This window comes from Cypionkella aquatica (assembly GCF_030161095.1).
Classification (GTDB): domain Bacteria; phylum Pseudomonadota; class Alphaproteobacteria; order Rhodobacterales; family Rhodobacteraceae; genus Cypionkella; species Cypionkella aquatica.
Genome location: NZ_BSPP01000021.1, coordinates 71,489 through 92,772 on the forward strand (window position 1 = coordinate 71,489; position 21,284 = coordinate 92,772).

22 protein-coding genes are annotated in these 21,284 nt (G+C 60.1%); 15 read left to right on the top strand and 7 right to left on the bottom strand.

Features of this window, described 5'->3' with window-relative positions; genetic code table 11:
* Window positions 1–686: 686 nt before the first annotated feature.
* Window positions 687–1,709, bottom strand: coding sequence for a ketol-acid reductoisomerase (gene ilvC / locus QQJ98_RS19560; protein WP_284326968.1), 1,023 nt, complete (start codon window positions 1,707–1,709; stop codon window positions 687–689).
* Window positions 1,710–1,844: 135 nt separating this feature from the next.
* Window positions 1,845–2,990, bottom strand: a complete 1,146-nt coding sequence (locus QQJ98_RS19565; RefSeq protein ID WP_284326969.1) for a Hint domain-containing protein — start codon at window positions 2,988–2,990, stop codon at window positions 1,845–1,847.
* 233 nt (window positions 2,991–3,223) lie between these two features.
* Here QQJ98_RS19565 and QQJ98_RS19570 point away from each other — a divergent pair, with 233 nt between their 5' ends.
* From QQJ98_RS19570 to QQJ98_RS19580, 3 genes are all read left to right on the top strand, one after another.
* A complete protein-coding gene (locus QQJ98_RS19570; protein WP_284326970.1) occupies window positions 3,224–3,679 on the top strand; it encodes an Lrp/AsnC family transcriptional regulator in 456 nt (151 codons plus the stop codon).
* Window positions 3,676–4,134 carry an Lrp/AsnC family transcriptional regulator gene (locus tag QQJ98_RS19575; RefSeq protein WP_284326971.1) on the top strand — a complete coding sequence of 153 codons (459 nt, stop codon included), beginning with the start codon at window positions 3,676–3,678 and terminating at the stop codon, window positions 4,132–4,134. The genes QQJ98_RS19570 and QQJ98_RS19575 overlap by 4 nt, the downstream gene beginning before the upstream one ends.
* A gap of 122 nt (window positions 4,135–4,256) precedes the next feature.
* Window positions 4,257–5,378 (top strand): aminotransferase class V-fold PLP-dependent enzyme, encoded by a 1,122-nt coding sequence (locus QQJ98_RS19580; protein ID WP_284326972.1) that lies wholly within the window; start codon window positions 4,257–4,259, stop codon window positions 5,376–5,378.
* A gap of 281 nt (window positions 5,379–5,659) precedes the next feature.
* On the opposite strand, the gene tldD is transcribed toward QQJ98_RS19580, so the two are convergent.
* Window positions 5,660–7,093, bottom strand: coding sequence for a metalloprotease TldD (tldD, locus tag QQJ98_RS19585; protein WP_284326973.1), 1,434 nt, complete (start codon window positions 7,091–7,093; stop codon window positions 5,660–5,662).
* Between the two features lie 306 nt (window positions 7,094–7,399).
* Between tldD and coxB the strand changes: the two genes are divergently transcribed.
* The 12 genes from coxB to QQJ98_RS19645 all read left to right on the top strand — a co-directional run bounded on the left by coxB (window position 7,400) and on the right by QQJ98_RS19645 (window position 17,506).
* Entirely contained in the window at window positions 7,400–8,329 is a 930-nt protein-coding gene (coxB, locus tag QQJ98_RS19590; RefSeq protein ID WP_431307843.1) for a cytochrome c oxidase subunit II, read from the top strand.
* Between the two features lie 68 nt (window positions 8,330–8,397).
* Entirely contained in the window at window positions 8,398–9,330 is a 933-nt protein-coding gene (gene cyoE / locus QQJ98_RS19595; protein WP_284326975.1) for a heme o synthase, read from the top strand.
* Window positions 9,330–9,578: a hypothetical protein gene (locus QQJ98_RS19600; protein ID WP_284326976.1), complete on the top strand. Its 249-nt coding sequence runs from the start codon at window positions 9,330–9,332 to the stop codon at window positions 9,576–9,578. The genes cyoE and QQJ98_RS19600 overlap by 1 nt, the downstream gene beginning before the upstream one ends.
* Window positions 9,575–10,174: a cytochrome c oxidase assembly protein gene (locus QQJ98_RS19605; protein ID WP_284326977.1), complete on the top strand. Its 600-nt coding sequence runs from the start codon at window positions 9,575–9,577 to the stop codon at window positions 10,172–10,174. The genes QQJ98_RS19600 and QQJ98_RS19605 overlap by 4 nt, the downstream gene beginning before the upstream one ends.
* A 26-nt stretch (window positions 10,175–10,200) precedes the next feature.
* Complete coding sequence (locus tag QQJ98_RS19610) at window positions 10,201–11,007, top strand: cytochrome c oxidase subunit 3 (protein WP_284326978.1); 807 nt, start codon at window positions 10,201–10,203, stop codon at window positions 11,005–11,007.
* A gap of 65 nt (window positions 11,008–11,072) precedes the next feature.
* Entirely contained in the window at window positions 11,073–11,741 is a 669-nt protein-coding gene (locus QQJ98_RS19615) for an SURF1 family protein (RefSeq protein WP_284326979.1), read from the top strand.
* A gap of 9 nt (window positions 11,742–11,750) precedes the next feature.
* Window positions 11,751–13,136, top strand: coding sequence for a threonine synthase (thrC, locus tag QQJ98_RS19620; protein WP_284326980.1), 1,386 nt, complete (start codon window positions 11,751–11,753; stop codon window positions 13,134–13,136).
* A complete protein-coding gene (locus QQJ98_RS19625) occupies window positions 13,133–14,392 on the top strand; it encodes a M16 family metallopeptidase (RefSeq protein ID WP_284326981.1) in 1,260 nt (419 codons plus the stop codon). The genes thrC and QQJ98_RS19625 overlap by 4 nt, the downstream gene beginning before the upstream one ends.
* Complete coding sequence (locus QQJ98_RS19630; RefSeq protein WP_284326982.1) at window positions 14,392–14,976, top strand: GNAT family N-acetyltransferase; 585 nt, start codon at window positions 14,392–14,394, stop codon at window positions 14,974–14,976. Before QQJ98_RS19625 ends, QQJ98_RS19630 begins: the two co-directional genes overlap by 1 nt.
* A gap of 61 nt (window positions 14,977–15,037) precedes the next feature.
* Window positions 15,038–15,583: a DUF1697 domain-containing protein gene (locus tag QQJ98_RS19635; protein ID WP_284326983.1), complete on the top strand. Its 546-nt coding sequence runs from the start codon at window positions 15,038–15,040 to the stop codon at window positions 15,581–15,583.
* Between the two features lie 18 nt (window positions 15,584–15,601).
* Complete coding sequence (locus QQJ98_RS19640) at window positions 15,602–17,014, top strand: FAD-binding oxidoreductase (RefSeq protein ID WP_284326995.1); 1,413 nt, start codon at window positions 15,602–15,604, stop codon at window positions 17,012–17,014.
* Window positions 17,015–17,113: 99 nt separating this feature from the next.
* Window positions 17,114–17,506, top strand: a complete 393-nt coding sequence (locus QQJ98_RS19645; protein ID WP_284326984.1) for a DUF1428 domain-containing protein — start codon at window positions 17,114–17,116, stop codon at window positions 17,504–17,506.
* A gap of 236 nt (window positions 17,507–17,742) precedes the next feature.
* Here the strand turns inward: QQJ98_RS19645 and QQJ98_RS19650 are convergent, their stop codons facing one another.
* The 4 genes from QQJ98_RS19650 to QQJ98_RS19665 all read right to left on the bottom strand — a co-directional run bounded on the left by QQJ98_RS19650 (window position 17,743) and on the right by QQJ98_RS19665 (window position 21,040).
* Window positions 17,743–18,273: an adenine phosphoribosyltransferase gene (locus QQJ98_RS19650; protein WP_284326985.1), complete on the bottom strand. Its 531-nt coding sequence runs from the start codon at window positions 18,271–18,273 to the stop codon at window positions 17,743–17,745.
* Window positions 18,274–18,283: 10 nt separating this feature from the next.
* Window positions 18,284–18,754 (bottom strand): DUF2269 family protein, encoded by a 471-nt coding sequence (locus tag QQJ98_RS19655; RefSeq protein ID WP_284326986.1) that lies wholly within the window; start codon window positions 18,752–18,754, stop codon window positions 18,284–18,286.
* A 91-nt stretch (window positions 18,755–18,845) separates the two neighbouring features.
* Window positions 18,846–20,114 (bottom strand): SDR family oxidoreductase, encoded by a 1,269-nt coding sequence (locus QQJ98_RS19660; protein WP_284326987.1) that lies wholly within the window; start codon window positions 20,112–20,114, stop codon window positions 18,846–18,848.
* 32 nt (window positions 20,115–20,146) lie between these two features.
* Entirely contained in the window at window positions 20,147–21,040 is an 894-nt protein-coding gene (locus tag QQJ98_RS19665) for an S-methyl-5'-thioadenosine phosphorylase (RefSeq protein ID WP_284326988.1), read from the bottom strand.
* Between the last annotated feature and the right edge of the window lie 244 nt (window positions 21,041–21,284).

Genomic DNA, 21,284 nt, shown 5'->3' on the forward strand with positions numbered 1-21,284 from the left:
TGGGTTACGGGTCCGTGATTCATTGATTTTTAACCTTTGGCAACACGTGGGCGCAGAGAAAGTGCGTTGCGGCGCTTGGGCTGAAAGCGTATCTTAGGCAACCTCTCTTTCAGAGTAGAGGGCATCGGATTCACCGCGAGGTGCGTGCAAGCACGCACCCTACGGTTCTAAGAAGTCAGTTGTCTTGAGGGGCTATTGTCGATGAAACGCCAAGCCATGTTACGCGTGCTCTTTGTCTTGGCACTTTGCACTGGCATTACCGCTTGGTCTGCTTACCACCCTCGGCAGGCGCTGATACATGCTGTGACCTTTGCTGTGGCGGTCTCAGTTTTCTTTTGTGCAAGTTTGGTGGACTGGAAACGCTTTACGAACATCCGGTTTGGGAAGGTTTTTTCTAATCCCATTGCACTCACAGTCCTTTATATTACTTTTACTTGGGCCTTAAACTTGGGAATACGAAGCATAATGCCCGAAGCGGCAAGTACAGTATATATGGACGTGATCTGCGCTCTGTTAAGTGGAGCGGCGATCTTTGTTGGTTTCCGAAATTGGCTTTCGCGGGATAAGTAGCCAAACCTCTCAACCATCAGGCTTTTAGGCAAACCCTGAGCCCCAAAAGCAAAAGGCCGGAGGTTCTCCCCCGGCCCTTGCCATTCTCGTAGGGTGCGTGCTTGCACGCACCAAGCTTAGTTACGCGCGCGGTCGACCATTTTGCCTTTGGAAATCCACGGCATCATGTCGCGGAGTTTCTTGCCGACCAGCTCGATCTGGTGCTCGTCGTTGGAACGACGCGAGGCTTTGATCGTCGGTTGACCCACAGCGTTTTCCAGCATGAAGTCGCGGACGAATTTGCCGGACTGGATGTCGGACAGCACGGCTTTCATGCGGGCTTTGGTTTCGTCATACGGCAGGATGCGCGGGCCGGAGACGTATTGGCCATATTCTGCGGTGTTCGAGATCGAATAATCCATATTGGCGATGCCGCCTTCATAGATCAGGTCGACGATCAGTTTCACTTCGTGCAGGCACTCGAAATAGGCCATTTCCGGCTCGTAGCCCTCTTCCACAAGGGTTTCAAAGCCCATGCGGATCAGTTCGACCAGGCCGCCGCAGAGCACGGCTTGTTCGCCGAACAGGTCGGTTTCACATTCTTGGCGGAAGTTGGTCTCGATGATGCCGGAACGACCGCCACCGATGCCCGAGCAATAGGACAGGCCGATTTCCATGGCTTTGCCAGTTGCATCGGTGTGAACCGCCACGAGGCAAGGCACGCCGCCGCCTTTGGTGTATTCGCCGCGCACGGTGTGGCCGGGGCCTTTCGGGGCCATCATGATGATGTCGACGCCCTTTTTCGGCTCGATCAGGCCGAAATGGATGTTCAGACCGTGGGCGAAGGCAATCGCAGCGCCTTCACGGATGTTGTCGTGAACGTATTTTTTGTAGGTTTCGGCCTGCAGCTCGTCGGGCATGGTGAACATGATCAGGTCGGCCCAAGCGGCGGCTTCGGCGATGCCCATGACCTTCAGGCCTTCGCCTTCGGCTTTCTTGGCGGAGGGCGAGCCTTCGCGCAGGGCGACCACAAGGTTTTTCGCACCCGAATCGCGCAGGTTCAGCGCATGGGCGTGGCCTTGGCTGCCGTAGCCGAGGATGGCGACTTTCTTGTCCTTGATGATGTTCACATCGCAGTCACGGTCGTAATAAACGCGCATTTGGGCGCTCCTTCATAGGTTGATGGGCGCAGCATAGGCAGTTTGCGAAACCGATCAGTGCAAAGTTTTCCTGAATTCAGCTATTCGTGCGTAAATCATGCGCTGATTGGAAGTCTACGCAAAAATCATGCGCGATCAGGCTGCGCGACGATTGCTGTGGATGTTTCTAAGCGGCCGCAGGGTGGCGTGCATCGGGCGCAGTGGCAGGATCAGCGGCACCTCGGCGCGGGTCAGGCTGCGGCGGGCAAGGCGTTGCCGGCTGAGATCAAGCTGCGGGAAAATCGCGCGCAACTCGGCCTGTGCTGCTGGGTCAAGCGTGTTCATCGCATTGGCCCCGGTGAACAGGCTTTCACTGGCGATGCCTTCGGAAAACACCATCTGATGGGTGTCGAGCATCAGGTGAAAGTAATGGGCGTGGCGCATCGGGGCGGGTTGGATTGTGCTGCCATTGACCAGAAACTTGGCCGCAACCAGAACTTCGGGCGTGCCGAAATACAGGTCTGCTGCGACAGAGCGCAGCAAAATCCGGTGGTTGGGCGACACATACAGATCGCGCACATTGGCCAAAGCTTTGGCGGCAATGCGGATCGGGGCGAGCGGGCCGCGGCCATCGACCCGGCTGCGGCCAATCCAGCGGATTGGGGCGGTGCCGTCTGGCGTCACCAGAGGATCGCCGATGCGCAAGGTTTCAATCGGGCGCGGGCCAGTTGGAGTCTCAATCTGGGTGCCTGCCAGAAAGCAGGTGACGGCGGGCGGGATGGTGACGGTTTGCCCACCGCCGGAATAGCTGGAGACGCCCTGTCTGTAGGTCAGCGTGGTGCCGGCAGGCGGGGTGACGCCGTCAAACATCACGCCGACTACGGTGGTGACATAGCCTTGGGTGATTGACACGCCGACCATGCGATAGGCAGTGCCCGCGCTGTCATAGAGCGTGACTTCGTATTCGTTCTCGACGCTGACCGGGGCGGGGAATTTCCAGCGCACCGTCTCGGTATTGGGGGTATAGGTGGTGCCGTTGATGGTAAGCGGCTGGGTAAGGCGTTGATCTATAAGGTTAGAGCCGGAATAGGGATCATCGCTGAGGACGCCGTTCGCATCGTCAAAGGTGATCGCAGTGCTGGGCGCGCCGAAGGTCAGCGTCAGGTTCGAGGGGTTTTCCCAACTGAACGCATCGCCATTCAGCGCGTTGCCGATGACATCGCCCTGAATCGGTGCCGCCCCATTGGCGCGTGTGATTGTCACCGCGCTTTTGGCGAAGATATGGATCGTCTGCTCTGTCATCACTGCCCGAAGGTCGCTGCGGCTTTGCGCCGTCATCTGCATTTTGAGGCAAATTAGGCAGAACGAGGGATATGCCCAGCAAAACCCGCAGAACTGGCCAATTTTGACGGCAATGTGGCAGCTTTACCATAACGTCAACCTGTGGTTGAGCGGAGTGATTTTTTGCCAAATTTGACGATTGCTGCCAAATTTGCGAAGGATCATGCGCAAAGATCTATAGATGCGAAAAATCCATGCTTGATGACACTGATCGCCGACTGTTGCGGCATTTGCTGGCAGATCCGGGCTTGGCGACAGCCGCTTTGGCGGATCGCGCCGGGGTGACCACGGCGACTTGTTGGCGGCGGTTGGAGAGGTTGCGGGCAAGTGGTGTGATCCGCGCCGAGGAAGCCGTGATAGACTGGAGGGCGTTGGGCTATGCGGTTGAGGTTTCTTTGCGGTTTACGCTGGATAAGACCAATGCGCGGGCGTTTGACGAATTTCTGGCGGCGGCGCGTGAGGTCCCGGAAGTGATTGGAATTGAGACGTTTTTGGGCCGTGTCGATGTGCGCCTCAACGTGATCGCGCGGGATATGGCGCATTATCAGGAAATCTATCGGCGCAGGATTCTGGTCTTGCCGCATATCTCGGACATCGAAGCCTTGATGCTGATTGCGACGATCAAGGAAAGCGAAGGGTTGCCGCTGTGATTGATCTGGATGACGTGGATCGCGGATTGCTGCGGGCTTTGGTGCTGGATGCGGGCCTGTCGGCTGGGGAATTGGGGCGGCGGTTTGGCTTAAGCCAGCCTGCGGCTTGGCGGCGGATCAAGCGACTGGAAGATGCGGGCGTGATCGCAGGGCGGCGGCTGGACGTGGACCGCAGCGCTTTGGGTTTTGGGGTGACGGTGTTTCTGGGGGTGAAGTTGGCAACCAAGGGCCGGGTTTCATTGGAGGATTTTGAGCGCGCGGTGATGGCCATTCCAGAGGTGCAGGTGGTGCAGCATGTGCTTGGGCTGTTCGATTACCGTTTGCGGGTGGTGGCGCGGGATATTGCCGATTTTGAGAGGGTGTTGCGGCGCAGGATCATGACTTTGCCGGGGGTAGGTCAGGTCGAGGCGAATGTCTTGCTGACGGAAGAACGTCGGCCGGGGCCGATTGGCTAAGCTATTTTCAGGCTTTGCCGAAAGCTGTCTCTTGCGAAAATGACACCGAGTTGGTCGGTTTGGCGCTGCATTGGCGCTAAATCCGGTTAGTCTGGCGGCACTGTGAACCGAGGGAGAGACCGATGAAACTGCCGCATGCCCATGTTGACCCAGATGGGTTGGAAGAATTCTCGGTGGTGTTTACCGATCGCAGTTTGAATCATATGTCTGCGAAATTTCAAGGGGTTATGCGCGATGTTTCCGGGCTGCTCCGCGAGGTTTACAACGGCAGCGCTGTCGCTTTGGTGCCGGGGGGCGGCACTTATGCGATGGAAGCGGTGGCGCGGCAGTTCGGGCAGGGCTCTGCTTTGATCGTGCGGAATGGTTGGTTTTCTTATCGGTGGAGCCAGATTTTTGAGGCGGGCGGCTTTGCCGAGCCGACCGTTGTGATGGCGCGGGCCTCTGGAAACGGGGCGCAGGCGGCATTTGCGCCGCCCCCTGTAGACGAGGTTTGCGCGAAGATCAGGGCGATCAAGCCAGATGCGGTGTTTGCGCCGCATGTAGAGACGTCCAGCGGGATTATCTTGCCGGATGATTACATCGCGGCGATGGCGGCGGCGGCGCATGAGGTTGGCGCGCTGATGGTGCTGGATTGCATCGCGAGCGGTTGCGTTTGGGTTGATATGGCAGCTGTGGGGGTGGATGTGCTGATTTCCGCGCCGCAGAAGGGCTGGTCGGCCTCGCCCGCCGTTGGGATTGTGGTGATGAGCCCGCTGGCAGAGGCGCGATTGGCGGAAACCGCGTCGAACAGTTTCGCGCTGGATCTGAAAAAATGGCGTGCCATTATGTCGGCTTACGAGGCGGGTGGGCATGCTTATCACGCCACGATGCCGACCGATGCGATTGTGGGTTTCCGAGATGCGATGCTGGAAACCCGTGCCATGGGCTTTGTCGAGGCCAAGGCGGCGCAATGGGCTCTGGGGACGGCCGTGTGCGGCGTGCTGGCCGAAAAGGGCGTGGCTTCGGTGGCCGCGGAGGGTTTTCAGGCGCCGGGGGTGGTGGTCAGCTTCACCGAAGACCCAGCCGTGCAGAATGGCGCGAAGTTCCGCGAATTGGGGATGCAGATTGCAGCGGGGGTGCCGTTGCAGGTGGGCGAGGGCGAAGCGTTCCGCACCTTCCGGCTGGGGCTGTTTGGTCTGGACAAATTGGCGGATGTGCCCGCCACCGTTGCGCGGTTGCGGCGCGGTCTGGACGCGGTTTTGTAGCGGCTCTTGGCGGCAGTCGATTTTCAAGAAAAGGCGAAAATCGTGGTCAGGCGGCGCGGGTCTGCTGATTCTGTTGTCGCGCTTGGGATGGAAAGTCGGAGCCTCCGGCGGGGATACTTTTGCAGAGAGGATGACCAGAGGCGGCTTTGCCGTTTCATCTGTTCAGAAATATCCCCGCCGGAGGCTTCCGGCTGAGATGCCAGAAGCCGCATCTATGCCAAAGCAAGACCGCTAAGGCCGCGACCACGATTTTCGTGTTGAAAATCGTCTTGAAGGCCGCCTCAGGTTTGAGAGCCGCCTATCGTCAGCCCGCCGATCAGCAGCGTGGGTTGGCCGACGCCAACCGGCACCCATTGGCCGGCCTTGCCGCAGTTGCCGATGCCGGGGTCAAGCGCGAGGTCGTTGCCGATGGCGCGGATTTGTTTCAGGGCGGTGGCACCGTCGCCGATCAGCGTGGCACCTTTGACCGCTTCGCCGATCACGCCGTTGCGGACGCGGTAGGCTTCGGTGCAGCTGAACACGAATTTGCCGTTGGTGATGTCAACCTGACCGCCGCCGAAGCCGACTGCGTAGATGCCGTCTTTCAGCGAGGCTACGATGCCTGCGGGATCATCCTTGCCTGACAGCATGTAGGTGTTGGTCATCCGCGGCATCGGGATATGGGCGTAGCTTTCGCGGCGGCCGTTTCCGGTGGCGGCAACGCCCATCAGGCGGGCGTTCTGGCGGTCTTGCATGTAGCCGACGAGGCGGCCGTCCTCGATCAGGGTGTTTTTCTGCGAGGGCGTGCCTTCGTCGTCAACGCTGATGGAGCCGCGACGGTTGGGGATGGTGCCATCGTCCAGCACGGTGACGCCCGGTGCCGCGATCATCTGGCCCATCAGGCCCGCAAAGGCGCTGGTTTTCTTGCGGTTGAAGTCGCCCTCCAGCCCGTGGCCAATGGCCTCGTGCAAAAGGATGCCGGGCCAGCCGGGGCCGAGCACAACATCCATAATGCCCGCCGGGGCGGGGACGGCATCTAGGTTCACCAATGCGATCCGCAGCGCTTCTTTCAGCAAGGGTTGCCAATGGCTGGGCTGCATGAGCGAGGACAAGCCATAGCGGCCACCGCCGCCGGTGCCGCCTTGCTCGCGTTTGCCATTGGATTCGATGATCACCGAGACATTCATCCGCGCCATCGGGCGCACATCTGTATAGCGCAGGCCTTCGGGGCGCAGGATTTCAACCTCTTGCAGGCCCGCCGCGATGGTGGCGGACACCTGCACCACGCGGGGATCAAGGCCGCGGGCATAGGCGTCGATTTCTTTCAGCAGGTCGATTTTGACCGCAAACACAGCGTCGGCCATTGGATCGGCGTCGCTGTAGAGTTTGATATTGGTGCGTTTGGGGGCATCAGCCAGTATGCCGCCGCCTTCACCGACGGCCAGCCGGGCGGTCTCGGAGGCGCGTTTCAGGGCGTGCTCGCTGATTTCGGTGGAATGTGCGTAGCCTGCGACTTCACCGCGCACCGCGCGCAGACCGAACCCTTCAGAGGCGTCGTAGCTGGCGGTTTTGATGCGGCCATCGTCAAGCATGATGGCTTCCGAGCGGCGGCGTTCAAAGAACAATTCGCCATCATCGGCGCCAAGCGTGGCTGCGCGCAGGTTGGCAAGCGCGGAGGCTTCGTCGATATGGGTTTCAAACGGGCGGAACGGGGCGTCGGTGACGGTATCGGACATCGGGCTTGGCCTTTCGGGGCGCGATTTGGCCCGGGTTGCAGCGAACTTAGGCGGTGGGCCGCGGCATCGCAAGGCGGGGTCTGGCGTTTTGCTGTGCAGCCTGTGGCGCAAGCTGCAACCGCCTGAGGCGGGATTTTTGCTTTGATCTTGCGCAAGTGGCGCGGATTTGCCGCAGCTTACTCTTGTCGTAACGCGGCTAATATGGTTTCACAGACTTCAGTTACAACGGGATTCTGCCCAAGTTTGGGCGTGGCTTAAAAGATGGCGGGAAACTGCCGCAGGATACGGGAAATCAATATGCGTCTTATGGCCTCTTTCAGAGCTGCCGCAGTAGCCGGTCTGGGTGCGCTCTCGCTGCCCAGCTTCGCCCTGGCCCAAGCCTTGGAAACGGTGGGGGCGCCTGAACCGCGTGGCACCGAGCATCAGTTCGCCGCCACCAATATTGCGCGCGATATGCAATGGCTGGATCACATGATCCTGATCATCATTACGGCGATCGTGATCTTTGTGACGGCATTGCTGCTGTATATCATCGCGCGGTATAACCGCAAAGCTAACCCGGTTCCGGCGACATTCACCCATAACTCGCCGTTGGAAGTCGCATGGACGATCGTGCCGATCCTGATTCTGGTGTTCATCGGGTCGTTCTCGCTGCCCGCGCTGTTCACCCAGCAAGAGATTCCGCAGGCGGATATCACCATCAAGGTCACCGGCAACCAGTGGTATTGGTCGTATGAATACCCTGATGTGAAGGTCTCGGAAGACGAGACGCTGAAGTTTGACGCGTTCCGCATCGACGGTGCGATGAAGATTGACGATCCGGCCGCGGGCTGGGGCGATGATCAGCCGATGGCACCGGCGCAGGTGATGAATGATGTCGCCGTCAAGAAGCTGGCCTACTATGGCTACAAGAAAGAAGATTTCCTGCTGGCGACCGACAATGCTGTGGTGATCCCGGTGGGCAAGACCATTGTGATGCAGATCACTGGTGCGGACGTGATCCACGGCTGGGTGATGCCAGCCTTTGGTGTGCAGCAATCGGCAGTTCCGGGGCGTTTGGGCCAATTGTGGTTCACGGCAGAGCGTGAGGGCGTCTACTTTGGCCAGTGCACCACTTTGTGCGGCAAGGACCATGCCTATATGCCGATCACTGTGAAAGTGGTCAGCCAAGCGGCTTATGATGCGTGGGTTGCACAGGCCAGCTCGACCGGGAACCTGCGTCTCGCGTCCAACTGACAGCCAACCTACGGCAAAGGAGGCCCCTGCTTTTGGGGGCCTTCGTTTTAGCAGAAAGCCAGGATGCCATGACCGATACCCGGTCTTTTGACGCCCCCAAAGAAGCGGGATTTGGCGACTTTGTGCAGCTTTTGAAGCCGCGCGTGATGTCGCTGGTCGTTTTCACCGCCCTAGTTGGTTTGTTGGTCGCCCCGGTGCATTTGCATCCGGTGGTTGGCTTTACGGCGATTTTGTTCATTGCGCTGGGCGCGGGCGCGTCGGGTGCGCTGAATATGTGGTGGGATGCCGATATTGATCTGATCATGCGCCGCACCAAGGGCCGTCCTGTGCCTGCGGGGCTGGTACAGCCGGGTGAGGCATTGGCGATTGGTCTGGCGTTGTCGGGCATCTCGGTTGTGATGCTGGCGCTGGCGACGAATATGCTGGCGGGCGCGCTGCTTGCGTTCACGATTTTCTTTTATGCCGTCGTCTATTCGATGTGGCTGAAACGCTCGACCCCGCAGAACATCGTGATTGGCGGGGCTGCTGGTGCCTTCCCTCCGATGATCGGCTGGGTGGCGGCGACGGGGTCTGTCTCGGTTGAGGCCGCGTTGATGTTCATGCTGATCTTCATGTGGACGCCGCCGCATTTCTGGGCTTTGGCCTTGTTCATGAACGAGGATTACTCAAAGGCGGGCGTGCCGATGCTGACGGTGACTCATGGCAAGAAGGTCACGCGCAACCATGTGCTTGGCTATACTTTGGCGCTGATCCCGTTTGCGGTGGCGCTGGCCTTCACCTCGATCGGGGGCCCGTTGTATCTGGCGGTTTCGGTGCTGCTGAACGCGGAATTTCTGCGCGGGGCTTATCGGATCTGGAAGCGCGATGAGGTGATGGCGGCTGCCGACAACTATAAAGTCGAGAAAGCGGTGTTCCGGTTCTCGCTGTTGTATCTGTTCCTGCATTTTACCGCGTTGCTGGTTCAGGCCGTGTTGCTTCATTATGGCGTGGGGGGCTGGTGATGGCGTTCCGTCCCGAACATGAAATCTACAAACGGCGGTTTTCGCGCAATCTAGGCGTCGGCTTGGCTTTGGTCAGCTTTGTCGCACTGGTGTTTGCGTTGACGGTGGTGAAGGTGACCGAAGGCGATCTGGGGCATGCCAATGACGTGCCGGGGCTGCTTGGGTCAACGCAGCCGATTGCGCCGGAAGAACCGGCCCCCGCGCCAGCCGCAAGCCCCGCGCCCGCAAGCCCGGCGGTGGCACCATGAGCAAATCTGTGGATGCGCAGAAGAAAACCGCGGCTTACCTTGCTGGTGTTGCTGCGCTGATGTTGTCTTTGTCTTTCGCGGCAGTGCCGTTTTATGACTGGTTTTGCCGGGTGACGGGCTATGCTGGCACCACATCGGTGGCCACAGCGGGCGCGGATGAGATTTTGGACCGCACGCTGAAAATCCGCTTTGATGCCTCGCTAGAGGCCGGGATGCCGTGGACGTTCCGCCCGATGGTGCCGTCGATGGAGCTGCGCATCGGCGAGACTGGGCTTGCGTTCTACGAGGCTTACAACCCGACCGATAAGCCGGTGGGCGGGCAAGCCAGCTATAATGTGACGCCGGATCAGTCGGGCGGCTATTTCACCAAGATCGAGTGTTTTTGCTTTACCGAGCAGATTTTGCAACCGGGTGAACGGGTGCAGATGCCGGTGACTTTTTACGTTGATCCGTCGATTGTCGATGATCCGGAAGCCAGCAAGATCAAGGAAATCACCTTGTCTTATACGTTCCACGTCGCCGATATCCCGGAAAAGCAGGCTTCGCTGAAAGATGATCCTGCCCTTGCCGATACTGCCACCAAGGCTATAGAATAAAACTAAGAAAACCGAGGGAACCCATCATGGCCCACGCCAAGAACCACGACTACCACATTCTTCCGCCGTCGATCTGGCCGTTCTTCGGCTCGGTCAGCGCGTTCATCATGCTGTTCGGGTCGGTGCTGTGGATGCACGGCTCGCAGCCTTTCGTCGGGCTGATCGGCTTTGCGGGCGTGCTTTACACCATGTTCGCTTGGTGGTCGGAAGTTGTGCATGAGGGCCAGACGGGCGATCACACCCCAGTTGTGCGGATCGGGCTGCGCTATGGCTTCATCCTGTTCATCATGTCGGAAGTGATGTTCTTTTCGGCGTGGTTCTGGACGTTCTTCAAGCATGCGATGTATCCGATGGGGCCGATGACGCCGCTGGTGGATGGCGTTTGGCCGCCGGAAGGCATCGTTTTGTTCGACCCGTGGCACCTGCCGCTGATCAACACGCTGATCCTGCTGTGCTCGGGCTGTGCGGCGACTTGGGCGCACCACGCTTTGGTGCATGAGAATAACAACCGCGAAGCGATGAAGCAGGGACTTATCCTGTCCATCGCTTTGGGCATCCTGTTCACCTTCTTCCAAGCCTATGAATACAGCCACGCGGCCTTTGGCTTTGCTGGCAACATTTATGGGGCGACGTTCTTCATGGCGACCGGCTTTCATGGTTTCCATGTGGTGATCGGAACGATCTTTTTGGCGATCTGCCTGATCCGCACCTACAAGGGGCATTTCACGCCTGAACAGCATGTCGGCTTCGAGGCGGCGGCCTGGTATTGGCACTTTGTTGATGTGGTCTGGTTGTTCTTGTTTGCAGCCGTTTACATCTGGGGCGGCCACTAAGGTCTGAATACCAAGATAATGCGCGGGCCCGTCGTGGCCCGCGTCTTTCGTTCCAAGGTTTGCTGATGAAACTCCGTCTTATGTCTGCGCTGCTGCTGGGGTTGGCGGGTGTGGGTTTTCTGTGCAGCCTTGGCATCTGGCAGGTGTCGCGCATGTATGAAAAGCGCGTGCAGTTGGATGAGATGACGGCGGGGATCTCTGAGCCTGCGGTGGTGGTGCCGAAGGTTTTGGACCCCGAGCGCGACCGCTACCGCCCGGTGATCGCCGCGGGGCGGTTCACCGGTGAGACGCTGTATGTGCTGTCGGGCCAGCCAATGGTGGGGGCCGGGGTGCAGGTGATCTCGGTTCTGCAAATGGCGGATGGGCGGCGTTTGCTGGTGGATCGCGGTTTTCTGACCGATGACGACAAGCATAAAGCGCTGCATGTGCGCGATGTGACGGTGCAGGGCAACTTGATGTGGCCGCGCGATTCCAATCAATATACTCCACCCCCCGATGCCAAAACCGGCCTGTGGTTTGCCCGCGATGCGGTGGCGATGGCGCAGATTTTGCACACAGAGCCGACATTTATTGTCGCTAGGGCGCCAACAGGTGACGGGATAGAGGCGATGCCGGTCGATACTTCGACTATCCCCAATGACCATTGGGGCTATGCGATCACTTGGTTTTCGCTGGCGTTCGTGTGGGCGGTGATGACAGCAGCGCTGGTCTGGCGTATCAGGCGGCAAATCTAGGGGGAAACGATGCGGTATATCTCAACGCGGGGACAGGCTCCGGTTCTGAATTTCAGCGAAGCGATGATGACGGGCCTGGCGCGCGATGGCGGGCTTTATGTGCCGGAAGTGGTGCCGGTGTTGTCGAAGGCTGAGATTTCGGCGATGGCTGGTCTGTCTTATGAGGATGTCGCGTTTCGGGTGATGCGGCCGTATCTGGGATCGACTTTCACGGATGCAGAATTCAAGGGGTTGATTGCCAAGGCATATGCCGGCTTTAGCCATGCGGCGCGCGCGCCTTTGGTGCAGCTGGGGCCGAACCATTTCTTGTTGGAGCTGTTTCACGGCCCGACTTTGGCGTTCAAAGACTTTGCCATGCAGTTGATCGGGCAGATGATGCAGGCGGCTTTGGCCAAGACCGGCGATCGGATCACCATTGTTGGCGCGACAAGCGGCGATACCGGGTCGGCGGCGATGGAGGCGTTTCGGGGTCTGGCGAATGTCGATCTGTTCATTCTGTATCCGCATGGCCGGGTCAGTGATGTGCAGCGGTGCCAGATGACGACGCCTGCCGAGGCGAATGTCTATGCCTTGGCGATGGACGGCGATTTTGACAATTGTCAGGCCCGCGTGAAGGATATGTTCAACGATTTTGCTTTCCGTGATGGCGTGCGGCTGGCGGGGGTGAACAGCATCAACTGGGCGCGAGTACTGGCGCAGGTGGTGTATTATTTCTACGCGGCGGTGGCTTTGGGTGCGCCGGAGCGCTCGGTCAGCTTCACCGTGCCGACAGGGAATTTCGGTGACATTTTCGCGGGCTATATCGCGCGCAAGATGGGCTTGCCGATTGAGCAGCTGGTGATCGCAACCAACCAGAACGACATTCTGAACCGGGCGATGAAGACCGGGGATTATGTGCAGAACGGGGTGACGGCTTCGATCAGTCCGTCGATGGATATTCAAGTCTCGTCTAACTTTGAGCGGGCATTGTTCGATGCTTACGGGCGCGATGGGGCGGCGATTTCGGCTTTGATGGACGAATTGAAAGCGGGCGGTTTCCATATTTCGCAAGGTGCGATGGGGATGCTGCGCGAGACGTTTGCTTCGGGGCGCTGTTCGGAAGCCGAAACGCTTGCCACCATCACCCGCGCTTTTGCCGAGACGGGCGAAGTTCTCTGCCCTCATTCCGCCGTTGGGGTGAAGGTGGCCGAGGAAAATCTGGGCGCCGCGCCGATGATCACGCTGGCCACAGCGCATCCTGCGAAGTTCCCTGATGCGGTGGAATCCGCGATGGGCGTGCGGCCAAACTTGCCGCCGCGCATGGCAGACTTGTTTGACCGCCCGGAACGTGTCACCCGTGTTCCGAATGATCTGGGCGCGCTGCAGGCCCTGATCCGCGAAAGGATTGCCCGTTGACACTTCGCCTGACCACTCTGCCCAATGGGTTCCGCATCGTCACCGAACATATGCCGGGGCTGCTGTCAGCCAGCGCCGGGATTTGGGTGATGGCGGGCGGGCGGCACGAGCGGCCAGAGCAAAACGGCATCGCGCATTTTCTGGAGCATATGGCCTTCAAGGGCACCAAGCGGCGGACTTCGTTGCAGATCGCTGAAGAGATTGAGGATGTTGGCGGTTACATCAACGCCTATACCAGCCGTGAGATGACCGCCTATTATGCGCGGGTGCTTGAGGCCGATGTCGGTTTGGCGCTGGATGTGATTGGCGATATTGTGCTGAACCCGGCCTTTGACAAAAAGGAAATCGAGGTTGAGCGGCATGTGATCTTGCAGGAAATCGGGCAGGCATTGGATACGCCCGATGATATCGTGTTCGATTGGCTGCAAGAGGCGTCTTATCCGGATCAGGCGTTTGGCCGCACGATTCTGGGGCCGGAAGAGCGGGTTTCTTCGTTCAACCGCAAGGATTTGCAGGGTTTCGTGGCTGAGCATTACGGGCCGGGGCAGATGATACTCGCTGCCGCTGGCGCGGTCGATCACGATGCGATTGTGAAGCAAGCCGAGGCGATGTTTGGCAGCATGAAGGCCAAACCTGCGACGACTTTCCAAGCGGCGCGTTTCAAGGGATCGGAGCGCCGCGAGGTGAAGGATCTGGAGCAGGTGCATTTCGCGATGGCGTTTGACGCACCCGGCTATCGGCACCCGGACGTCTATACCGCGCAGGTCTATGCGATGACGATGGGCGGTGGCATGTCGAGCCGCTTGTTCCAGAAGGTGCGGGAAGAACGCGGGTTGTGCTATTCGATCTTCGCGCAGTCGGGGGCGTATGAGGATGCCGGACAGATCACTTTGTATGCGGGGACGTCAGCCGAGGAAATTGGCGAGCTGACCCAGATCACCATGGACGAGTTGAAGCGCGCGGCGGATGATATGTCCGAGGCCGAGGTGGCGCGGGCGCGCACGCAGATCAAGGCGGGGATGCTGATGGGGCTGGAAAGCCCCTCCAGCCGCGCTGAACGCATCGCGCGGTTGCTGGCGATTTATGACCGGGTGCCGGGCGTGGATGAGGCTGTCGCCCGGATTGACGCGGTGACGGTGGCCGATGTGCGGCGCTATGCGGGCGATTTGGCGGGCGCTGATGCGGCGCTGGCTTTGTATGGCCCGGTCGAAGCCGCCCCCTCGTTAGAGGATATTCGCAAGCGTTTGGCGGCATAATGCTGTCGTTTCGCCGCCGCCCCACGGTTGAGACCGAGCGTATGACGCTGCGGCTGCCGGTGCATGCGGATTACCGGGCTTGGGCAGGTCTGCGCGAAGCCTCGATCGAGCATCTGCGACCATGGGAGCCGGTTTGGGCGCATGACCATTTGTCGCGCAAGGCGTTTACCAATCGGGTGTATTGGGCGGGGCGGGCCGAACAGACTGGCACCGCCTTGCCGATGCTGATGTTCCGGCGTGAGGACAATCAATTGCTGGGCGCGGTGACGCTGGACAACATCCGCCGCGGCCCGGTGCAGGCTGGCACGATGGGCTATTGGATCGGGGCGGATTTTGCGCGGCGGGGTTATATGAAGGAAGCGGTGCAGGCTTTGGTGCATTTTTCCTTTGCGCAGCTGGACCTTTCCCGGATCGAAAGCGCGTGTTTGCCGGAAAATATCGCCTCGCGTGGGGTGCTGGAGAAATCCGGCTTCAAATACGAGGGCGTTGCGCAATCTTATTTGCAAATCAACGGGCGCTGGCGGAACCATGTGCTATACGCCAACTTACGGAACGACCGGCGTGGTCGCACGGACGTAGGATAGACCGCTGTTTCGCAGGGGTAGCCCTACGCCGGAGCGGGTGGGGTCTGATGTGGAGATCCCCATGAGCGAAGTCAAAGTCCTGCTGTTGCGCGGCGTCAATGTGGCCGGAGCGAACCGCCTGCCGATGCCAGAGTTTCGGCAAATGCTGCTGGAACAAGGGCTTCAGCAAGTCCACACCCATCTGCAAAGCGGCAATGTGGTCTATCTTGATCCGGGCGTGGAGGGGGTCGAGTCGAAGATAACGGCCGCGATGAAGCAGCGTTTCGGTTTTGCGCCGCCGATGTTTGTGATGACGCTGGCCGAATATGACGCGATCCTGAAGGCCAACCCCTACAAGGCGCAGGGGGCTGCGGATGGGGCTGCGGTGCATACCTATTTCCTCGCCAGCCCAGCCTCGGCCAGTGCTGTTGCCGCTTTGTCGGCGCATGCGGCGAATGGGGAGCAAATCTTGTTTACTGACAAGGCGGTTTATCTGCTAGCTCCGAACGGGATTGGCCGATCTGTGCTGGCGATCAAGCTGGAAAGCGGTTTGACCATGGTGAAAACGGCGCGCAACCAGACCTCGACCACCGCGATTGCGACCTTGGCGCGCACGATTACTGTTTGAAATTTGCGAGACTTGATGATGCTGAACCCTGCCGATACCGCCTTTGTCGACCATCTGCGCGGGCTGTTGCCCGAAGGCAGCCTGCATGCGCCCGAGCCGCGCTATCTGGAAGAGCCGCGCGGACGTTGGCAGGGTCTGGCGGGGGCGGTAGCGCTGCCTCGGACGGTGGACGAGGTGGCGGTGATCGTGCGGGCTTGCGCGGAAGCGCGCGTTGGGCTGGTGCCTTGGGGTGGCGGCACGGGCTTGGTCGGCGGACAGTTGATGTCAGAGGGACCTGCGCCGCTGGTGTTGTCACTGGAGCGGATGGCGGCGGTGCGCGGGGTTTACCCGGATGAAAATGTGTTGGTGGTCGAGGCCGGGATGATCCTCGCCGATGTGCAGCGTCATGCAAGCGCAGCGGGGCGGGTGTTTCCGCTGGCTTTGGCATCAGAAGGCACCTGTCGCATTGGCGGCAATTTGTCGACCAATGCCGGGGGCTTGAACGTCTTGCGTTACGGCAATGCGCGCGATCTGTGTCTGGGGATCGAGGCAGTTTTGCCGGATGGAAGCGTTTTCAATGGCTTGAAGCGTTTGCGCAAAGATAACACCGGCTATGATCTGCGGCATTTGCTGATCGGGGCCGAGGGGACTTTGGGCGTGATCACCGCCGCTAGTCTGCGGCTGTTCCCACAGCCTCAGGTGGTTGGCACGGCGCTTTTGGCGGTGGAAAGCCCTGCGGCTGCGTTAAAGCTGCTGGCTTTGGCGCAAGAGCGGTTGTCGGGCATGGTCAGCGCGTTCGAGTTGATCGGGCGGATGGGGCTGGAGTTTCTGGCCGAGAAAATTCCCGAGGTGAAATCGCCGATTGGCATGGCGGAGTGGCTGGTGCTGATCGAGATTGGCCTGCCAGCCGGTTTTGGCAGTGCAGAAGATCATCTGAGCGGGCTGTTTGAGGCAGGGCTCGCGGCGGGTCTGGTGTCAGATGGGGTGATTGCGGCATCCGAAGGCCAGCGTGCCGGGCTGTGGCGGATTCGCGAGGCGATCCCGGAAGCCAACCGGATGATCGGTGCGGTCAGCAGCCATGATATCTCGGTGCCGTTGGGCATGGTGGCCGAGTTCATCGCCAAGGGCGGGCCAAGGCTGGCGGCTTTGGGTGATTTCCGGGTGAATTGCTTTGGTCATTTGGGCGACGGCAATCTGCACTACAATGTGTTCCCGGCATTCGGGCGCAGCCGGAAAGACTACGAGCATCTGCGCGATGCGGTGAAAACCTGCGTGCATGATCTTGTGGCCGAGCTGGATGGCTCGATGTCCGCCGAGCATGGTTTGGGGCGGCTGAAGGTCGATGATCTGGAGCGCTATGGTGATCCGGGCAAGATTGCTGCGATGCGGGCGATCAAGGCGGCGCTGGATCCGTTGGGCATTATGAATCCGGGGGCGGTGCTGCGCGCGTAAGGCGGCAGCGGCGGAAATCGGCCATCTGATGCGGGGCGTCGGAACGTATCGCGGATTTGGCGGTTGCTTTGGTATCATCGCGAACCAGGAGGACCAATCATGAGCTATATCCAAGGATTTCTGATCGCAGTGCCGAAGGCCAAAAAGCAGGCCTATATCGACTCGGCGCGGGCGGCGGCACCGATCTTTAAGGAATACGGTGCGCTGCGTGTGGTCGAGGCGTGGAGCGAGACGATTGCCGACGGAAAAGTCACCGACTTCAAGCGTGCCGTTCTGGCGACGGCTGATGAAGCGGTGGTGTTTTCGTGGATCGAATGGCCAGATCAGCAGACCTATGAAGCGGCCTCGGCGAAAATGCAGACCGACGCGCGTTGGAACGACATGCCCGAGATGCCGTTTGACGGCCAGCGCATGGTTTGGGGCGGGTTTGAGCCAATCTTTGACACCCAAAGCGAGCAAAATCAGACGTCAGGTTTTGCAAGTTCATCCTGATCATAAGAAACGCCCTGCCGGAAAACCGACAGGGCGCTGGGGTTGGGTGGGTCACGTGTTGCAAGCAGCGTCACCCTAAGGCTGGGTAGGCCTTAGTAGGTTTGGTTTAGAATGATTCGGTAAACAGGCCGTTAACGCTGACGCGGGTTTCGATCTGGCAGGCGATCTCGCCCTAAGCAGGAGGCCCCGGATCAAGTCCGGGGCGACTTGGGTTGAGTTCGGTGGTTGGGTTCAGTTTACAGCCCCTCAAACGCACAAAGCGCGTGCACGTCCATGCCCATGGCTTCCAGCTTTTTGCGGCCACCCAGATCGGGCAGATCGACCACAAAGGCGCAGCCGATCACTTGCGCGCCCAAGCGTTCAATCAATTTGATACCCGCCTCGGCGGTGCCGCCCGTGGCCAGCAAATCATCGACCAGCAGCACCTTTTCACCCGGTTGCATGGCGTCGTCATGGACCTCGACCACCGCCTCGCCATATTCCAGCGTATAGGCTTGGGCGATGGTTTGCCCCGGCAGTTTGCCTTTTTTGCGGATCGGCACGAAGCCTGTGGAAAGCTGGTGCGCAACAGCGCCGCCAATGATGAAACCACGCGCCTCTAGCCCGACGACCTTGTCAATCCGCATCCCGGCATAGGGGGCAAGCAGTTGGTCGACGCACATGCGAAAGCCGCGCGGATCGGCGAACAGGGTGGTGACATCGCGGAACAGGATGCCTTCATGCGGGAAGTCGACGATGGTGCGGATATAGTCTTTGACGGTTTTCATCATTTTTCCCTTAGAACCCGGGTCTGTTTACCATCAGCCAGAACACCGCGACAAGGGCGGCAAAGGCGGGCCAGCCCAAGGCGAACCAGATGCGGTAATAGCGATGGGCGCGGTGGGGCAGGGGCATGTTGCTGGCAAGCGCTGCGGCTGCCATATCGCGGATGCGCAGTTGCAGGATCACCACTGGGGCCCAGCACAGGAAGGCGAGCATATAGAGCGCGTATGTGGCCAGCAGCCACGGCTCGGTCAGATCATAGCCGGCAAGGTGGATCAGCCAGAGGCCGCTCAAAGGTTGGATCACCCCTGCGGGCGTGGTGAAAATCCAATCGGCGATAACAACGCCAGAGGCGACAGAATGGATGGTTTCAACTTTGCCGGTGCGCATGGCCCAGACCATTTGAAACGCAGTGCCCATACCGGTACCGAACAGCACGGTTGACGATAAGATGTGCAGCCAGCGGGCGGTCAGATATGGGTCCATCACAGGGCTTTGCGTTTTTTCCAAACAAGAAAGCAACATTTTTCGCCTCGATCCTTGAGGGAAATGTGTTTCAAGACAAAGGCAGGCCGCCTTAGCGCTCTTCGGTCAGGGCAAGGTGGGTCAGCAGCAGGGCAAGGATCGGCAGGTTTTTCAGCAGCCCGCCGAAAGGGTCCAGCCACAAGCCGGGGGCGATCAGGCTGAGCCCGGTGGTGTAGCCCAGCACCATGGCGATTTGCAGCAGGGCGGTGGTTTTGGGCCGCCAGTTGCGCAGCAGGGCAAGGCCAATGGCAGCATCGGCGACGGCGGTGGTGTAGGCCAGTGTGATGGCAAGCGGGCCGGGCAGGTTGATCAGCGGCAGGTACTGCGCGCTGGGGGTCAGCAGGCCAAGTGCAGCCGAGGCCAGCCAAAGCGCCGCCAAAGTCAGGCGGATCAGCGGTTTCAGCAGGTAAAGCCGGGCTTGCCACAGATCTTGCGTGCCGGCGGGGCGGGTTTGCAGAAACGCGGTGAAGGCGCGGGGCGTGGCCTCTGGCGGCAGGGCAAGATGGTTGAGCAGCGGGCTGGGGTCTGCGAGCACGCCTTGCTCTAGTTGAGCGACCGAGGTGGCGGAAATCGGGCCGATGTTCAGCGCATCGCCGATCTGACCCAAGCGGCGGGCGAGGGGCAGCGGGATATGCAGGGGGCGGTGTTGCGGCAGGCCAAGCCAGCTTTGGGTGGCGCGCACAAGTCCAATCTGGCTGACGGTTTGCGGGCCGCCGATCTGCCAAGCGCCGGGACCGGGCGGGGCGTGCAGGCAGTGCAGGGTGATGGCGGCAAGGTCGGCGGCGTGGATCGGGTTGAAGGCTTGCTCGCCACTGCCGATCACCGGGGTGCAGAATGGCAGGGCAGCAAGGGCGCGGATCAGGGACGAGCCGCCGTATGAGGTATCGGCCAGCACAAGTCCTGCGCGCAGGATGGTGGCTTCGGTGGCGCGGGCGGCGGCTTCGCCTTGGCGGCGCCAGTGTGAGAATGGGGTGTCGGCCTCGATGCCAATGGCCGAGATCAGCAGGGCGTGGGTGCCGGGGTGGCGGGCGGCATAGGCGGCGCTGGGGGCGGTGACATGCACCGCTTTGAAGGTATCGGCGCTGCCTGTCAGCAGACCAGCGGCGTTGATGATATGGGTTTGCGGATCGAGATGCGGCTGCCAGAACGCCGGGGAGTGGGTGGCACGCGCGCTCAGATCGGCTTGCAGCGTGGCAAAGCCCATGCGTTTCAGCCGGGCGGGGTTGCGGGCTTGGGCGATGACATGCACGCCTTGGGCACGCAGATGGAAGGCAATGTGTCGGCCGATGAAACCGTCGGCCCCCAAGAGTAGCACTTTCATTCTCGGCTCGGGCACGTTGACGTCGGGCATCTTTAGGTCGCGTCCGTCGTCAGCACGCGGCCCGCCACGGCATCGAGTCTGGCCAGCAGTTCTGGATCGCGTTTGTCGGGCGCGGTCATCAAGGCGTAGGTCAGCGCGTGGTCGCAGCCATGCGGGCAGATTGGGTGATCTGGCAGCAGGGCGGGCAGGTTGGCGACCAGATTGCGGGCGGCGCTTGCGTTGGCGGTCAGGGTCTGGATCACCGCCGCGACATCGACCGCGCCGTGATCCGGGTGCCAGCAATCGAAATCGGTGATCATGGCAAGCGAGGCGTAGCAAAGCTCGGCCTCGCGGGCGAGTTTGGCTTCTGGCATCCCGGTCATGCCGATCACATCCGCGCCCCAGCTGCGATAAAGGCGGCTTTCGGCGAGGGTCGAGAATTGCGGCCCCTCCATCGCGAGATAAGTGGCGCTGGGGTGGGTTTTGATGCCCGCCTGTTGGGCGGCTTGCAGGCAGGCTTGGCCCAAGCGGGTGCAGGTGGGGTGGGCGATGCTGACATGGCCGACGCAGCCGGGGCCGAAGAAGCTTTTCTCGCGCGCAAAGGTGCGGTCGATGTATTGATCGACCAGCACGAAATCGCCGGGCTGGTAATCGGGGCGCAAAGATCCGACCGCTGAAACCGCGATCACGTCGGTGCAGCCGAGGCGTTTCAGCGCGTCGATATTGGCGCGGTAGGGCACAGAGGTGGGTGTGTGGACATGGCCGCGGCCGTGGCGGGGCAGGAAGGCCATCGGCGTGCCGTTGAGCCTGCCGACGAGGATTTCATCTGACGGTTTGCCCCACGGGGTGCTGACTTTGACCCAGCTTGCGCCTTCGAGGCCGTCGATCTGATAGACGCCGGAGCCGCCGATTACACCGATCATCGCAGCGGGGGGCATGGCGGGCATCTGCGCTGCTTTCTTTAAGGGTTTGAAGTGAGTTTAGGCAGGGATTGTAAAGAGGGGAAGGGGGTATTGAGGCCGGTCCCAACTCGGGACCATTGTTTTTATGGGGGAATTTTAGGGGGGTAGGCTGTATGGTTAACAAAGGGTTGAGATTTTCTTGGCGTAGGGAAGCGATCCGATCGTGCGTGCCTGAATAGCCCCTAGTTTGCTAGACGCCTCGCAGTTTCTGTTTCTGCTGCTGTTCAAA